Origin of the sequence: Thermomonas haemolytica (assembly GCF_004346265.1) — a bacterium.
Lineage (GTDB): Bacteria > Pseudomonadota > Gammaproteobacteria > Xanthomonadales > Xanthomonadaceae > Thermomonas > Thermomonas haemolytica.
Window position 1 is genome coordinate 482,273 of the sequence record NZ_SMAP01000001.1, and the last position, 14,706, is coordinate 496,978.

Genomic DNA, 14,706 nt, shown 5'->3' on the forward strand with positions numbered 1-14,706 from the left:
GCAGTACCATCCCGGCTTCTCCCGCCTTCCCCGGAGCCTGCGTTCGTGAACACCCCCAAGCTGCTGTTGCTGTCCCTTGCCGTCACCGCCGCCCTGAGCGCCTGCCAGAAGCCGGCCGCGCCCGCGGCCTCCGCCGACGCCACCGCCGCCGCGACGCCCACGCTGCCGCCGCTGGCGGGCTTCAAGACCAGCGACCTCGACCCGTCCAAGAACGTGTGCGACAACCTGGCCGATTACGTCAACGCGAAATGGCTGGCCGCCAACCCGGTGCCGTCCGACAAGACCAGCTGGGGCAGCTTCGAGATGCTGGACGAGCGCTCGCAGGCCGCCAGCCGCGGCATCGCCGAAGCCGCCGCGTCCGACAAGAACGCCACCGGCATCACCCGCCTGGTGGGCGACCTGTATGCCAGCGGCATGGACACCACCAAGATCAACGCCGCCGGCATCGCCCCGCTGCAGCCGATGCTGGCGCGGATCGACGCGCTCAAGACCCCGGCCGACATCGCCGGCTACCTGCGCGAGGAATTCGCTGCCGGCCGCGGCGACGTGTTCAGCTTCGGCGCCGAGGCCGACTTCAAGAACTCCAGCCAGAAGATCGGCTACGCCTTCCAGGGCGGGCTATCGCTGCCGGAGCGCGCCTACTATCTGGAAGACGGCCCGGACGGCAAGTACAAGGCGATCCGCGAGGCGTTCGTGAAGCACGTCTCCAGGCAACTGCAGAACGCCGGGGTGGCCGCGGCCGACGCCGACAAGCAGGCCGCCGACGTGCTGGCGTTCGAGACCCGCCTGGCCAAGGCCTCGCTGTCGCCGATCGAGCTGCGCGACCCGAACAACCAGTACCACTACGTTTCCATGGCCGAGGCCGACAAGCTCACGCCGCATTTTTCGTGGACGGAGTTCTTCAAGGCCAACGGGGTGCAGGCCGACGGCTTCTCGCTGTCGCAGCCGAAGTTCTTCGCCGAGTTCGACAAGATGCTGACCGACGTGCCGGCCGCGCAGTGGCAGGCCTACCTGCGCATCCACGCGATCGACGGCATGGCCCCGTACCTGGCCGACACGTTCAACGACGAGCGCTTCGACTTCTACGCCCGCACCCTGCGCGGCCAGAAGGAACAGAAGCCGCGCTGGAAGCGCGTGCTCGACACCGTGGAAGGCAGCGCCGGCGAGGCGCTGGGCCAGCTGTACGTCAAGCAGTACTTCCCGGCCGAGTCCAAGGCGCAGATGCAGGTGCTGGTGGACAACCTGCGCGAGGCGCTCAAGGCGCGCATCGAGAAGCTCGACTGGATGAGCCCGGAGACCAAGGCCAAGGCGATGGAGAAGTGGTCCAGCTTCACGCCCAAGATCGGCTACCCCGACAAGTGGCGCAGCTGGGACGGCCTGGCCACGAAGCGCGACGACTACGCCGGCAACGTACTGGCCGCGGCCAAGTTCAACCACGACTACGAGATGGCCAAGATCGGCAAGCCGGTGGACCGCACCGAGTGGGGCATGACCCCGCAGACGGTGAACGCCTACTACAACCCGCTGATGAACGAGATCGTGTTCCCGGCGGCGATCCTGCAGCCGCCGTTCTTCGACCCCAAGGCCGACCCGGCACTGAACTACGGCGGCATCGGCGCGGTGATCGGGCACGAGATGATGCACGGCTACGACGACCAGGGCAGCCAGTTCGACGCCCAGGGCAACTTCAACAACTGGTGGACCAAGGCCGACCGCGATGGCTTCGACGCGCGCACCGGCAAGCTGGTCAAGCAGTTCGACGACTACGTGGCGATCGACGGCCTGCACGTGAAGGGCCAGCTCACCCTGGGCGAGAACATCGCCGACCTCGGCGGTCTGAACGTGGCCTGGGATGCCTACCAGAAGGCGCTCAAGGACGCCGGCAAGTCGGGCGGCGACAAGGTGGACGGCTATCCGGAGGACCAGCGCTTCTTCTTCAACTGGGCCACCGTGTGGCGCCGCAATTTCACCCCGGACGAAGCCAAGGTGCGCCTGAACACCGACCCGCACGCCCCGGCCAACTTCCGCGCGATCGGCGCGCCGTCGAACATGCCGGCGTTCGCGCAGGCGTTCGGCTGCAAGGCCGGCGCCCCGATGGTGCGCGAGGGCGAGCAGCAGGTGGTGATCTGGTGATCCGGCGGGTGCCCGCCTGATGCCCGCGAGGCCCGGCCCTGCCGGGCCTCGTCATTTTTGCGACCGGTGGCGAGGCCGCGGCGGTTCCGGCGCGCGCGCCGGCGGTGTATGTTCGCGCTTCCGCCTGCGGAGCCCGCCCATGGACATCCACGACATCGCCCTCAACCTGTACGCCCAGCTGGTGGGCGGCCGCCACGACGCCAACCTCGACATGGACGCCCGCATCGCGCTGGGGCGCGAGGCCTACCGCTACGCCGAGGCCTTTGTCGCCGCCAAGGACCAGTACATTCGCGAGCTGCCGGTCCCGGCCAGCGAGCAGGGCTTCTGAGGCCGCGCCCGATGCGACTGCCCGCCTTCCTGTCCGCGCGGCTGTCCCCCCGCATCGCCGCGCTCGCCCTCGCGGCGTCCTTGCTCGGGCTGTCCGCTTGCAGCAGCGGCCCGGTGCGGCGGGTGTCGGAACCCACCGCCAGCATCCAGCAGCTCAGCGTGCGCGCCGACGGCCAGTGGGACGTGCAGCTGCGGCTGCAGAACTACAGCAGCGTGCCGATGCGGTTCGACCGCACCGCGCTGGCGCTGGCGTTCGACAACGGCCCGGCGGCACGGCTGGACCTGCAGCCGGGGATCGACATCGGCCCGGAATCGGCCGACGTGGTCAACGCCACCCTGGCCCCGCTGCCGGCCGGACGCGCGCGCATCGCCGGCGCGCTGGCCGACGGCCACGGCCTGTCCTACACCCTGTCCGGCAGCATCGACGCCACCCCGCAGGACGGCAAGCAGAAGTCGTGGACGATCAAGCGCGAAAGCGCGCTGTCGCCGGTTCCGGGCCTGCCCGGCGCGCTGCGCTGAAAGGCGGGGCGGCGGTCACGCCACCCCACCATACGCTGTAGTATGCTCAGGGGCTGAAGCGGGCCGGCAGGCGGCCCGCGCATGCCAGGAACCCCACGCATGAGCACCTACAAAGCCCCCCTCGACGACCTCCGCTTCGGCCTTTACGACGTGCTCGGCGCGGAAGCCCTGTTCGCCCGCCTCGGCCATGCCGACGCCAACCGCGAACTGGTGGACGCCGTGCTGGACGAAGCCGCGCGCTTCACCGAGACCGTGCTGGCGCCGCTCAACCGGGTCGGCGACGAAATCGGCTGCAGCTACGACAAGGCCACCGGCAACGTCACCCCGCCGCCCGGCTTCAAGCAGGCCTTCGACCAGTTCGTGGAAGGCGGCTGGACCGGCCTGACCAATGCCCCCGAGCACGGCGGCCAGGGCATGCCGGCGCTGCTGGGCGGCGTGCTCACCGAGATGGTGGACAGCGCCAACCTGGCCTGGGGCAACTTCCCGATGCTCAGCCACGGCGCGGTCAAGGCGCTGGAGACCTATGGCGAGGACTGGCAGAAGGACGTGTTCCTCAAGCCGCTGGTGGCCGGCACCTGGACCGGCACCATGTGCCTGACCGAACCGCACTGCGGCACCGATCTCGGCCTGATCAAAACCCGCGCCGAGCCCATCGCGGATGGCAAGTACGCCATCACCGGCACCAAGATCTTCATCACCGCCGGCGAGCACGACCTCGTTCCCAACATCGTGCACCTGGTGCTGGCGAAATTGCCGGACGCGCCGCCCGGCGCCAAGGGCATCTCGCTGTTCGTGGTGCCCAAGTTCAAGGTCGCCCGCGACGGCACGGTGGGCGAGCGCAACGCGGTGCGCTGCGGCGCGATCGAACACAAGATGGGCATCCACGGCTCGGCCACCTGCGTGATGAACTTCGACGGCGCCGAGGGCTACCTGGTCGGCCAGCCGCACAAGGGCCTGCAGGCGATGTTCGTGATGATGAACTCGGCCCGCCTCGGCGTGGGCGTGCAGGGCCTGGGGCTGTCCGAGCGCGCCTATCAGAACGCGCTGCGCTACGCGCGCGAGCGGTTGCAGTCGCGTTCGCTGTCGGGGCCGAAGTATCCCGACAAGCCGGCCGACCCGCTGATCGTGCAGCCGGACGTGCGCCGCATGCTGCTCACCCAGAAGGCGCTGATCGAAGGCGGCCGCCTGCTCTCGCTGCACGCCTATTCGCTGCTGGACGTGGCCGAGAAGTCCAGCGATGCCGGCGAGCGCGCGCAGGCCGAGACCCTGGTCAGCTGGCTGACCCCGATCTCCAAGGCGTGCCTGACCGAGTGGAGCATCGAGAACACCTACAACGCCCTGCAGTGCTTCGGCGGCCACGGCTACATCCACGAGCACGGGATGGAGCAGTACGCACGCGATGCCCGCATCACCACCCTGTACGAAGGCACCACCGGCATCCAGTCGCTGGACCTGATCGGGCGCAAGACCGCAGCCACCCAGGGCGCCGGGCTGAAGCTGTTCCTGGCCGACGTGGAAACCTTCGCCAAGCAGCACGAGGGCGACGCCGCGCTGGCCGAGTTCATCGCACCGCTGCGCGCCAAGTGCGCCGAGTGGGGCAAGCTGACCCAGGACGTGCTGCAGCGCGCGGCCGCAAATCCCGAGGAACTGGGCGCGGCCAGCACCGACTACCTGCTGTATTCCGGCTACGTGGTGCTGGCCTACTGGTGGGCGCGCAGCGTGGCCGCGGCCAATGCCTCGCAGCGCCCGCAGGCGTTCAAGGACGCCAAGCGCGACACCGCGCGCTTCTACTTCGCCCGCGTGCTGCCGCGCACGCTGGCGCACAAGGCCGCGATCGATGCCGGCGCCGATCCGCTGATGGCCCTGCCCGACGCCGGCTTCGGCCCGCAGTAAGCGGCCTGCAAGCGCCCGGCCCGTTGCTCCCACGCCTGCGGGAGTGACGGGCCTGCGGCATTCGACCCACGGCGCGGCCCCGGGCGGTACACAAACCGTCATCGAAGGGGTATAAGCTGCTGTTCCGATGGAGACCGATAGAGCGCTTGTTCGCCCGGCCCATGACGGCCCCCGCCCCGCTGCCTCGCTGCACGCGGTGCGCAGCCTACCCCCGCGCGATCCCGGGTTCGCCCCGCACCTGCGCCTGCTGGCCCTCGACGCGCACGGCCGCGCCCTCGACTGGATGAGCTGGCAGGACGCCGCCTGCCTGTATGCGCGTGGCGCGGTCGCCTGGACGCTGGGCGAGCCCTGCCTGGAACTGCACGGCGGGCTGCAGCGCGCCACCGGCCGCCGCAGCCTGCTGCAGTTGCACCCCATCATCGCCGCGCGCGGGCACGTGCGCCCGGCGGCGATCGCCCCCACGCCCGCGCTGACCAACCAGGCCCTGTTCGCCCGCGACCAGCACCTGTGCCTGTACTGCGGGCGCGAGTTCTCGCGGCATGCGCTCACCCGCGACCACGTGCAGCCGGTGTCCCGCGGCGGGCGCGACGTGTGGGAGAACGTCGTCACCGCCTGCGTCCACTGCAACTCGCGCAAGGGCAACCGCACCCCGCAGCAGGCCGGCATGCCGCTGCTGGCCATCCCCTACCGCCCGAGCTGGGTGGAACACCTGATCCTCTCCAACCGCAACATCCTCGCCGATCAGATGGCGTTCCTGAAGGCGCAGATGCCCCGCCACCCGCGCGGCGGCTGAGCGCCACCCCGCACCCACCCCTCGAGGCAAGCCATGGACACGCCAGCCAAGGTCGAGAACTGCTACTTCAGGTTCCAGTGCAACCGCGACTGGAAGGACCTGTTCGAGATCCAGCAAAACCCCGGCATCCGCTACTGCGGCGAATGCGACCATCTCGTCTACCTCTGCTCCCGCGCGGAACTGCAGGAGCACGCCCGCAAAGGGCACTGCGTCGCGCTGCCGGTCGAAGCGGACGCCCACCTCCGCCGCCACACCGTCGGCATGGTCGCGCCGCCGGTGCCCGGCGAGTATCGCTGAGCATCGCCACCGCGGCCGCCGCAGGACGCCGCCGTGATACGCAGCATCCCCGGCACATGCAGTCCGCTCCGCCCCCGCCCGCCGCCGGCGATTGACGCACGCGCCGGCGACGGCAACACTCGGGGCCGAACCGCGACAAGGACACTGCGATGGCGCTGACCCTGGGCATCACCGGCATGGAACGCCACATCGAGGCCGAGGTGACGGCGGCCTTCAAGGCCGCCAACGCCGAGATCGGCGGGCACTGGACGCTGGTGGACAGCGAACAGGCCGATTACGTCATCATCGACATGGACAGCCTGTACGGCCCGATGAGCTGGCTGCGCCTGCACGGGCTGGGCCGCAAGGTGATCGGGCTGACCTCGGTGGACCGCCAGCAGACCGACTACCGCCTGCCACACCCGATCAGTGCCAGCGACCTGGCCGTGCTGCTCAGCGAGATCGAAACCGATGCCTCGCTGCTGGCGGACGCGGCCGCCGCCGAACCCGCGAACGCCGCATCCGCTCCTGCCGCGAGCGCTTCGGCCGAAGCGGCGGAGACGGCCGAGCTGGCCGAAATGGACGAAACGCCCGAAATGGCAGCACCTTCCGTCGCCATCGCCGATACCGAACCCAGCGACATCCTCGCCACAGCCGCCACTGTGGCCGCGCCGGCGCCAGTCGCGGAACCGCAGGCCGTGGCCGATGCCGCAACGCCGGTGCTGGAGGAACCGCCTCCTGCCGCCACAGAGCCGCAAGCGAAGCCGCTGCTGGACTGGCTGGCCGGCGGCCGCCCCGCCCGCCGCGTGCGCCTGCAACATCCGGATGCACCTGCGCTGCTGCTGGATGTAGGCAACGGCCACTGGCACGGCCCGGCCGCGCTCAAGCCGCTGGCTCCGTACTTCGCCGCGCCGCTGGAAGAGACCGATTTCGTCGCGCTGGACGATGCCGCCTGGGCCGAGGAAAGCGCCCGCCTCGGCGCCGCGCAGCCGCTGGCCCGCCTGCTGTGGCTGGGTGGCCTGCTCTCCGGCGCGCCGGTGGCGGGGCCTTACGTGCTGAAGAAATGGCCGCAGACCGAACGCGAATACCCGCGCCACTTCCGCATCGCCACCGTGATGATGAAAGGCCAGGCCGACGCCGACGCCATCGCCGCCGCGGCCGGCGTCCCGCAGGCGGAGGTGGCGGACTTCATCAACGCCAACCTGGCCACCGGCTACGCCGAGCCGGTACAAGCGGCACCACCGCCGGAACCGGCCACCACCAAACCCGCCGGCCTGTTTGGCCGCCTGCGCGGGCACTGACCCGCGGCCCCTGCCGCAGCGCGCGGCTTACGCGCGGTGGTAGGGATGGTTGGCCAGCAGCGCGGCAGCGCGGTAGAGCTGTTCGGCCAGCACCAGTCGCACCAGCATGTGCGGCAGCGTCAGCGGGCCCAGCGACCAGGTTTCATCGGCGCGCGCCAGCACGTCGGGCGCATGCCCTTCCGGTCCGCCGATCAGGAAGGCGAGATCGCGCCCCTGCCCGCGCCAGTGCTCGAGGCGCTGGGCGAGCTGCTCGGAGCTGTGCATGCGGCCGCGACCGTCCAGCGCCACCACCTGGGCCTGCTTCGGGAGTGCCGCCAGCACCCGCGCGCCCTCGTCGCTGATCGCGCGGGCGGTGTCGCGGCCCTTGCCGCGGATGCCAGGCTCGATCTCCACCAGCTCCAACGGCAGCCAGTGCGACAGCCGCTTCTGGTATTCGGCAAACCCCTGCGCCACCCAGCCGGGGGCGCGCTCGCCGACCGCGACCAATCGGCCTTTCATGGGGCTGCCCCGGTACCGGCCCGGCGCGGATCAGGCATCCGCCGCGTCGTCGGGGCGCTGGTCGCCCACCGACCACAGGCGCTCCAGCGCGTAGAACTCGCGCACGCGCGGCAGCATGACGTGCACGACCACGTCGCCGAGGTCCACCAGCACCCATTCGGCCTCGCGCTCGCCTTCCACGCCCAGCGGGACCACGTCCAGCTGCTTGGCGAACTTCACCACCTCGTCGGCGGCGGACTTCACGTGGCGGGTGGAGGTGCCGGAGGCGACCACCATGAAATCGCAGACGCTGCTCTTGCCGCGCACGTCGATTTCCACCACGTCCTTGGCTTTGAGTTCCTCCAGCCCGGCGTGCACCGCCTTGAGCAAGACGTCCACCGAGGGCGGCGGCGTGGGCAGGCTGGTCTTGATGACGTGGGCGCTGGTGGTCAAGGGCGATCGCTCTGGGAAGTTGTGGCCAGTATAACGGCCGGGTCGCGGTACAGCTGCAGGCGCTCGATCTCCGCCGCCACTGGCGTCGGCACCCAGTCCTGCCAGGCGATGCCGGCGGCGATCCGCTGCCGCAGCGCGGTCGAGGATTCCGGCCGCAGCCCCGCCAGCGGCAGCCGGCAGACGGCCCCGGCGGGGGACTGCGCGAGCGCGGTGGGCGGGCGCCAGCGTGGGCCGACGACCGCCTGCACCTCCGGTGCCGCCGCTGCCAACGCCGCGTCATCCAGCGGCGCGTCCGGCCGTGCCGCCACCACCAGGTGCGCCAGCGCGAACAGCTCCCGCCAGCGGTGCCAGCTGCCCAGCTGGCGCAACGAATCGGCCCCGACCAGCCAGGCGATCGGCGCCTGCGGGCCCAGCTCGGAACGCAGCTGGTGCAGCGTGTCCACCGTGTAGGACGGCCCGGGGCGCTGCAGTTCGCGGCGGTCCACCCGCAGCCCGGGCACCCCGGCCACGGCCAGTTCCAGCAGGTGCGCACGCACGTCGGCGGCGGCGTGGGTGCTCGTCTTGTGCGGCGGATCCCCGGCCGGCAGCAGGAACACCTCGGCCCCGAGCTGGTCGCGGGCCGCGCAGGCCAGCGCCAGGTGGCCGTTGTGCACCGGGTCGAAGCTGCCGCCGTAGTAGACCCGCAGCATCGCGCTCACGAGGCCAGCAGGCGGCGCGCCTTGGGTTCGGCCACCGCCAGCAGCAGGCGCTCCAGCTGCAGCCAGGCATCGTGCGAGTCCTGCCCCGGCCGCACCCGCCCCTTGGCGATGCGGTCCACCCGCCCGGCCTCGGCCAGCAGCCACTGCCAGCGCTCCGGCGGGTGCCGGCCAAGCGCGCGCTTGTAGGTGGCCTGGCGCGATTCCCAGATCCCCAGCGCCTTGCAGCGGCCGGCGAAATCCGCGGCCTGCGCCAGCGCCGCCAGCGCGCCTAGTTCCTTCACCACCATGCCCATCAGCGCCGGCACCGCCTCGCCCTCGGCCTGCAGGCCGGCCAGCACGCGCGCGACCTGCGCCGGCTGGCCGTTCAGCGCGGCCTCCATCAGCCGGAACACATCGAAGCGCGCGGAATCGGCCACCAGTGCCTGCAGCCGGTCGGCATCCAGCACTTCGCCGCGGCCCTGCAGCAGCGCGAGCTTGTCCATTTCCTGCGCCGCCGCCAGCAGGTTGCCTTCCACCCGCTGCGCGAGCAGCGCCAGCGCCTCCGGGGTGGCCTTGATCCCGGCCCGGCGCAGGCGCGCGCCCAGCCAGCCGGCCAGCTCATGTGGCTTCACCGGCCAGGCGATGGCCACGTGCCCGACCTTGGCGATGGCCTGGCTCCACTTGCCGGCATGCGCCTTCGACCACTCGCCGGAGATGACCAGCAGCACCACGTCCGGCGGCGGTGCTTCGCAGTAAGCGGCGATGACCTTGGCGCCCTCGGTGCCGGGCTTGCCCGAAGGCAGGCGCACTTCCAGCAGGCGGCGACTGGCGAACAGGCTGGGGGCGTGCAGCGAGGACTGCAAGGCCGGCCAATCGGCCTCGCGGCCCTCCATGTCGTGCACTTCGCGCTCTCCGATCCCCTGCACGCGCGCGGCCGCACGCACGGCGTCGGCGGCCTCCAGCACCAGCAGCGGCTCGTTGCCGGCGACCAGGTAAGCCGGCCGCAGCGGCTCGTTGGCCAGTTGCGCGGCGAGGCGGTCGGCGCCCAGCTCCATCGCGGCGGGCGCGGCTTCAGTGCGCGCCGGCGGGCGCCGAGGCGGCGTCCACCCGGCGCAGGATCGAGGCGGCCATGTCGCGCTGCAGTTCGCGCACCAAGAGCTCGCGTTCGCTGGCCTTGCCGATCGAATCCACCGCCGGCGCCAGGTAATCGCGCGAGAGCTCCACCGGCTGCTGCGGCACCGCCACGCTGCCGTCGGCACGGCGCAGGCTGAACACCACCGCGTAGCGCAGCATGTACTCCACCGCCCGCCCCGAGGTGTCATTGCTGATCGGGGTGTCCGCCCAGTTCTCCGAAATCACCTGCAGCGTGGCTACGCCCTCGCTGGCATCGGGCGCGGCCGGCTGCGCGCCGGCGCGGCGCAGGCCGTCGGCCAGCAGGTCGCCCAGCGGGCTGTAGCGGTCGGCGGTGACCACCCGCACCGGCCCGAGGTTGGCCGGCAGATTGAGCGCATTGCGCAGGTGGAAGCCGCAGCCGGACAGCAGCGCAGCGACGGACAGGACGAGGACGGCGAGACGGGCGTTCATGCCGGGCAGTCTAGCGAAAACGGCCGGGCGTTCGCGCGGCGCCGCGACCCGGGCGAAGGCGCGCAGGGCCGGACGCATACGCCTGGCCCGCGCCTCAGACAACGATGTTCACGATCTTGCCGGGCACCACGATCACCTTCTTCGGCACCTGCCCGGCCACGAACCCGGCGACCCCGGGCGCGGCCAGCGCGGCCGCCTCGATCGCCTCGCGCGCGGCGTCCGGGGCGACCTCGATGGTGCCGCGCAGCTTGCCGTTCACCTGCACCGCCAGGGTGATGGCATCGCGCACCAGCGCCTGCGGATCGGCCTGCGGGAACGGCACGTCCTCCAGCAGGGTCTCCGGATGGCCCAGCACCTGCCACAGCGCATGGCAGATGTGCGGGGTGATCGGATTGAGCAGCAGCACCACCGCCTCGAACGCCTCGTGGCGCACCGCGCGGCCCTGGTCGCTCATGTCGGTGAACTTGGCGAGCGCATTCAGCAGTTCCATCAGCGCAGCGATCGCGGTATTGAAGCTGTGCCGGCGGCCGACGTCATCGCCGACCTTGGCGATGGCCTCGTGCACCTGCCGGCGCATCGCCTTCTGCGCAGCATCGAGCTGCGCCGGATCGACCACCGGATGGTCGGGCTGGGCGGCATGCGCGTGCACGTCGCGCCACAGCCGGCGCAGGAAGCGCGCCATGCCCTCGACCCCGGCGTCGCTCCACTCCAGCGACTGCTCGGGCGGCGCGGCGAACATCGCAAACAGGCGCACGGTGTCGGCGCCGTACCTGTCCACCAGCACCTGCGGATCGACGCCGTTGTTCTTCGACTTCGACATCTTCTCGGTGCCGCCGCGGATCACCGGACGGCCGTCCGCCTTCAGCACCGGGGTCAGTACCGGTGCCGGCGCCGGCACCGGATCGGGCAGCGACAGCGGGCCCGGCTCGGGCTGCCACATCCGCCACTCCACGTCGGCCGGGTTGATCCACTCCTTCGAACCGTCCGCCTTCTCGCGGTAGAAGGTATCGGCGATCACCATGCCCTGCGTCAGCAGGCGGGTGGCCGGTTCGTCGCTGGCCACCAGCCCCGCGTCGCGCAGGAGCTTGTGGTAGAAGCGGAAGTACATCAGGTGCAGGATCGCGTGCTCGATGCCGCCGATGTACTGGTCCACCGGCAGCCAGTAGTTCGCGCGCTCATCCACCATCTCGGGGGCGCCCGGCGAGGTGTAGCGCGCGTAGTACCAGCTCGACTCCATGAAGGTGTCGAAGGTGTCGGTCTCGCGTTCGGCCGCGCCACCGCACTGCGGGCAGGTGGTCTTGCGCCATTCGGGGTCGGACTTGATCGGCGAATGCACATCACCGGCGGCGAAGGCATCGGCGACATCCTCCGGGAGCACCACCGGCAGCTGGTCCTCCGGCACCGGCACGGCGCCGCAGGACGGGCAATGGATCACCGGGATCGGGCAGCCCCAGTAGCGCTGGCGGCTCACGCCCCAGTCGCGCAGGCGGAAATTCACCCGCCGGCGGCCGATGCCCTCGGCCTCCACCTTCGCGGCCAGCGCCTCGAACGCGGCCTGGTAGTCGAGGCCGTCGAACTCGCCGGAATTGATCAGCCAGCCGCGCTCGGTATGCGCGCCCTCGTCCTCGATCCGGCGCAGGTACTCGCGCACCACCGCCACCGCGGCGTCCACCTCGACCACGTCGATCGCGCCATGCTGGCCCAGCGCGACCGCCATCGGGTCGTCATGCCCGCGCACGTGCTGCTGGATCTCGCGCAGCGCATCGCGGGTGGCGGCATCCACCACCACCGGCTTGAGCGGCAGGCCGTAGGCCTGGGCGAACTCCCAGTCGCGCTGGTCGTGCGCCGGCACCGCCATCACCGCGCCGGTGCCGTAGCCCATCAGCACGAAGTTGGCGACGTAGATCGGCAGGTCCTCGCCGGTGAGCGGGTGCCTGGCCCACAGGCCGGTGGCCATGCCGCGCTTTTCCTGGGTCTCGAGCTCCGCCTCGGACACCCCGCCTTTCTTCAGCTCGGCCAGGAACGCGGCCAGTTCGGGGTTGTTTGCTGCCGCCTTCAGCGCCAGCGGATGTTCGCCGGCGATGCTCAGGAAAGTCACGCCCATCAGGGTGTCGGGGCGGGTGGTGAAGACGGTGAGCGGCTCCGCCTCGCCATCGACGCGGAACTGGATCTCCAGCCCTTCGCTGCGACCGATCCAGTTGCGCTGCATGGTCTTGACCGACTCCGGCCAGCCCTCCAGGCCGTCCAGCTCGTCCAGCAGTTCCTGCGCGTAGTCGGTGATGCGCAGGAACCACTGCGGGATCTCGCGCTTCTCCACCAGCGCGCCGGTGCGCCAGCCGCGGCCGTCGATCACCTGCTCGTTGGCCAGCACGGTCTGGTCCACCGGGTCCCAGTTCACTACCGAATTCTTGCGGTAGGCGATGCCCTTCTTCAGCAGGCGCACGAACATGCGCTGCTCGTGCACGTAATAGTCCGGCTTGCAGGTGGCGAACTCGCGGCTCCAATCGATCGCATAGCCCAGCGACTTCAGCTGGCCGCGCATGTGCTCGATGTTGGCGTAGGTCCACTTGGCCGGCGCGGTCTTGTTCTTGATCGCGGCGTTCTCGGCCGGCAGGCCGAACGCATCCCAGCCCATCGGCTGCAGCACGTTGTGGCCGGTCATGCGCTTGTGGCGGCTGATCACATCGCCAATGGTGTAGTTGCGCACGTGGCCCACGTGCAGCGCACCCGACGGGTACGGCAGCATCGACAGGCAGTAGTACTTGGGCTTGTCGCCGCCCTCGCGCACCTCGAAGGCGCGGGTGCGGTCCCAGAACGCCTGGGCGGCGGTTTCGACGGAGCGTGGATCGTAGGCGACGGGTTCGGACACGGCGAATGGCAGGGAAAATCGGGACTGGAAGCCTACCGCAGCGCAGCATCCGCCGCCATGCGTGGCAATATCGCGCCCTCACTAGGGAGATACCTGCATGCGCCACCGCCTCCTGCTCGCCGCCGGCCTGCTGGCCGCCGCCGCGCCCGCCCTTGCCGCCGATACCGTGCTTGCCTGCGGCCGCCTGTTCGACAGCGGCAGCGGCCAGCTGCTGGGGCCGCACACGCTGCGGGTGCGCGACGGCCGCATCGCCGAGGTCCGCGCCGGGCTGCCGGCACCGGCCGACGGCGTGATCGACCTGTCCGCCCTGACCTGCCTGCCGGGGCTGATCGACGCCCATACCCACCTCACCAGCGAGACCAGCCCGACCAGCTACAGCGACCAGTTCCGCTGGAACACCGCCGACTACGCGATCCGCTCCACCGTGTACGCCGCGCGCACCCTGCAGGCCGGCTTCACCACGGTGCGCAACCTCGGCGATGGCGATGGCGAATCGATCGCACTGCGCAACGCGATCGAATCCGGCATCGTGCCCGGGCCGCGCATCTTCACCGCCGGCACGGCCATCGGCAGCACCGGCGGCCACGCCGATGGGACCGATGGCTACCGCAAGGATCTGCAAGGCGATCCCGGGCCGAAGCAGGGCATCATCAATGGCTCCGCCGATGCCTGGAAAGCCGTGCGCCAGCATTACAAGGACGGCGCCGACCTGATCAAGATCATGCCCTCCGGCGGGGTGCTGGACGAAAGCGCCAGCGCCGACAACCCGCAAATGACCCTCGAAGAAATCCAGGCCGTGGTCGCGGCCGCGCACGACTACGGCTTCACCGTGGCCGCGCACGCGCACGGCGCCGAGGGCATCCGCCGCGCGGTGCTGGGCGGGGTCGATTCGATCGAACACGGCACCTTCATGGACGCTGCCGACATGCAGCTGATGAAGCAGCGCGGCACCTGGTACGTGCCCACCATCACCGCCGGAAAATACGTGCAGGAAAAAGCCGAGACGCCCGGCTACTACCCGCCGCAGGTGGCGGCCAAGGCCCGGCTGGTCGGTCCGCAGATCCAGGCCACTGCCGGCAAGGCCTACCGCGCCGGCGTGCGGATCGCCTTCGGGACCGACGCGGCGGTGTACCCGCACGGGCAGAACGCGAAGGAATTCCAGTACATGGTGGAGGCCGGCATCCCCGCCGCCTACGCCCTGCAGGCCGCCACCCGCAACGCCGCCGAGCTGCTCGGGCGTAGCGCCGATCTCGGCGCGCTCGAGGCCGGCAAGTACGCCGACGTGATCGCGGTCAACGGCGATCCGCTGGCCGACATCACCCGCATGCAGGCGGTCGAGTTCGTGATGAAGGGCGGCACCGTGTATCGCCGCGACGGCAGGCCGGTGGCGCCGTGACTTCGGGC

General features: G+C 70.8%; 13 protein-coding genes and 2 pseudogenes. 8 read left to right on the forward strand and 7 right to left on the reverse strand.

The genetic code is table 11. The features are described from left to right. Positions 1-63 precede the first annotated feature (63 nt). The 7 genes from EDC34_RS02260 (at position 64) to EDC34_RS02290 (ending at position 7,242) form a co-directional block, all read left to right on the forward strand. The gene (locus EDC34_RS02260) at positions 64-2,133 is read left to right on the forward strand and encodes a M13 family metallopeptidase (RefSeq protein WP_114959283.1); all 2,070 of its coding nucleotides are present in this window, start codon (positions 64-66) and stop codon (positions 2,131-2,133) included. 139 nt (positions 2,134-2,272) lie between these two features. Further along, entirely contained in the window at positions 2,273-2,461 is a 189-nt protein-coding gene (locus EDC34_RS02265; RefSeq protein ID WP_114959211.1) for a hypothetical protein, read from the forward strand. Between the two features lie 11 nt (positions 2,462-2,472). Next, positions 2,473-2,979 carry an LEA type 2 family protein gene (locus tag EDC34_RS02270; RefSeq protein WP_114959212.1) on the forward strand — a complete coding sequence of 169 codons (507 nt, stop codon included), beginning with the start codon at positions 2,473-2,475 and terminating at the stop codon, positions 2,977-2,979. A gap of 99 nt (positions 2,980-3,078) precedes the next feature. After that, positions 3,079-4,872 carry an acyl-CoA dehydrogenase C-terminal domain-containing protein gene (locus tag EDC34_RS02275; protein ID WP_114959213.1) on the forward strand — a complete coding sequence of 598 codons (1,794 nt, stop codon included), beginning with the start codon at positions 3,079-3,081 and terminating at the stop codon, positions 4,870-4,872. Between the two features lie 127 nt (positions 4,873-4,999). Then, entirely contained in the window at positions 5,000-5,665 is a 666-nt protein-coding gene (locus EDC34_RS02280; protein ID WP_114959214.1) for an HNH endonuclease, read from the forward strand. Positions 5,666-5,698: 33 nt separating this feature from the next. Further along, the gene (locus EDC34_RS02285) at positions 5,699-5,962 is read left to right on the forward strand and encodes a hypothetical protein (protein WP_114959215.1); all 264 of its coding nucleotides are present in this window, start codon (positions 5,699-5,701) and stop codon (positions 5,960-5,962) included. 149 nt (positions 5,963-6,111) lie between these two features. After that, entirely contained in the window at positions 6,112-7,242 is a 1,131-nt protein-coding gene (locus EDC34_RS02290; RefSeq protein ID WP_114959216.1) for a hypothetical protein, read from the forward strand. Between the two features lie 27 nt (positions 7,243-7,269). Here EDC34_RS02290 and rlmH read toward each other — a convergent pair whose 3' ends face one another. The 7 genes and pseudogenes from rlmH to leuS all read right to left on the reverse strand — a co-directional run. Beyond that, a complete protein-coding gene (gene rlmH, locus EDC34_RS02295) occupies positions 7,270-7,740 on the reverse strand; it encodes a 23S rRNA (pseudouridine(1915)-N(3))-methyltransferase RlmH (RefSeq protein ID WP_114959217.1) in 471 nt (156 codons plus the stop codon). A 30-nt stretch (positions 7,741-7,770) separates the two neighbouring features. Further along, positions 7,771-8,172, reverse strand: a complete 402-nt coding sequence (rsfS, locus tag EDC34_RS02300; RefSeq protein ID WP_114959218.1) for a ribosome silencing factor — start codon at positions 8,170-8,172, stop codon at positions 7,771-7,773. Next, positions 8,169-8,861 (reverse strand): nicotinate-nucleotide adenylyltransferase, encoded by a 693-nt coding sequence (gene nadD / locus EDC34_RS02305; RefSeq protein WP_114959219.1) that lies wholly within the window; start codon positions 8,859-8,861, stop codon positions 8,169-8,171. Before nadD ends, rsfS begins: the two co-directional genes overlap by 4 nt. A gap of 5 nt (positions 8,862-8,866) precedes the next feature. Further along, complete coding sequence (gene holA / locus EDC34_RS02310; protein WP_114959220.1) at positions 8,867-9,904, reverse strand: DNA polymerase III subunit delta; 1,038 nt, start codon at positions 9,902-9,904, stop codon at positions 8,867-8,869. A gap of 16 nt (positions 9,905-9,920) precedes the next feature. After that, positions 9,921-10,433 (reverse strand): LPS-assembly lipoprotein LptE, encoded by a 513-nt coding sequence (locus tag EDC34_RS02315; RefSeq protein WP_114959221.1) that lies wholly within the window; start codon positions 10,431-10,433, stop codon positions 9,921-9,923. A 94-nt stretch (positions 10,434-10,527) separates the two neighbouring features. Then, a pseudogene (locus tag EDC34_RS12515) lies at positions 10,528-11,298 on the reverse strand (class I tRNA ligase family protein); the annotation flags it as partial. 83 nt (positions 11,299-11,381) lie between these two features. After that, positions 11,382-13,314 (reverse strand): annotated as a pseudogene (gene leuS, locus EDC34_RS02320) (leucine--tRNA ligase); the annotation flags it as partial. 85 nt (positions 13,315-13,399) lie between these two features. On the opposite strand from leuS, the gene EDC34_RS02325 reads away from it, so the two are divergent. Beyond that, complete coding sequence (locus EDC34_RS02325) at positions 13,400-14,698, forward strand: metal-dependent hydrolase family protein (RefSeq protein WP_114959223.1); 1,299 nt, start codon at positions 13,400-13,402, stop codon at positions 14,696-14,698. Positions 14,699-14,706 lie beyond the last annotated feature (8 nt).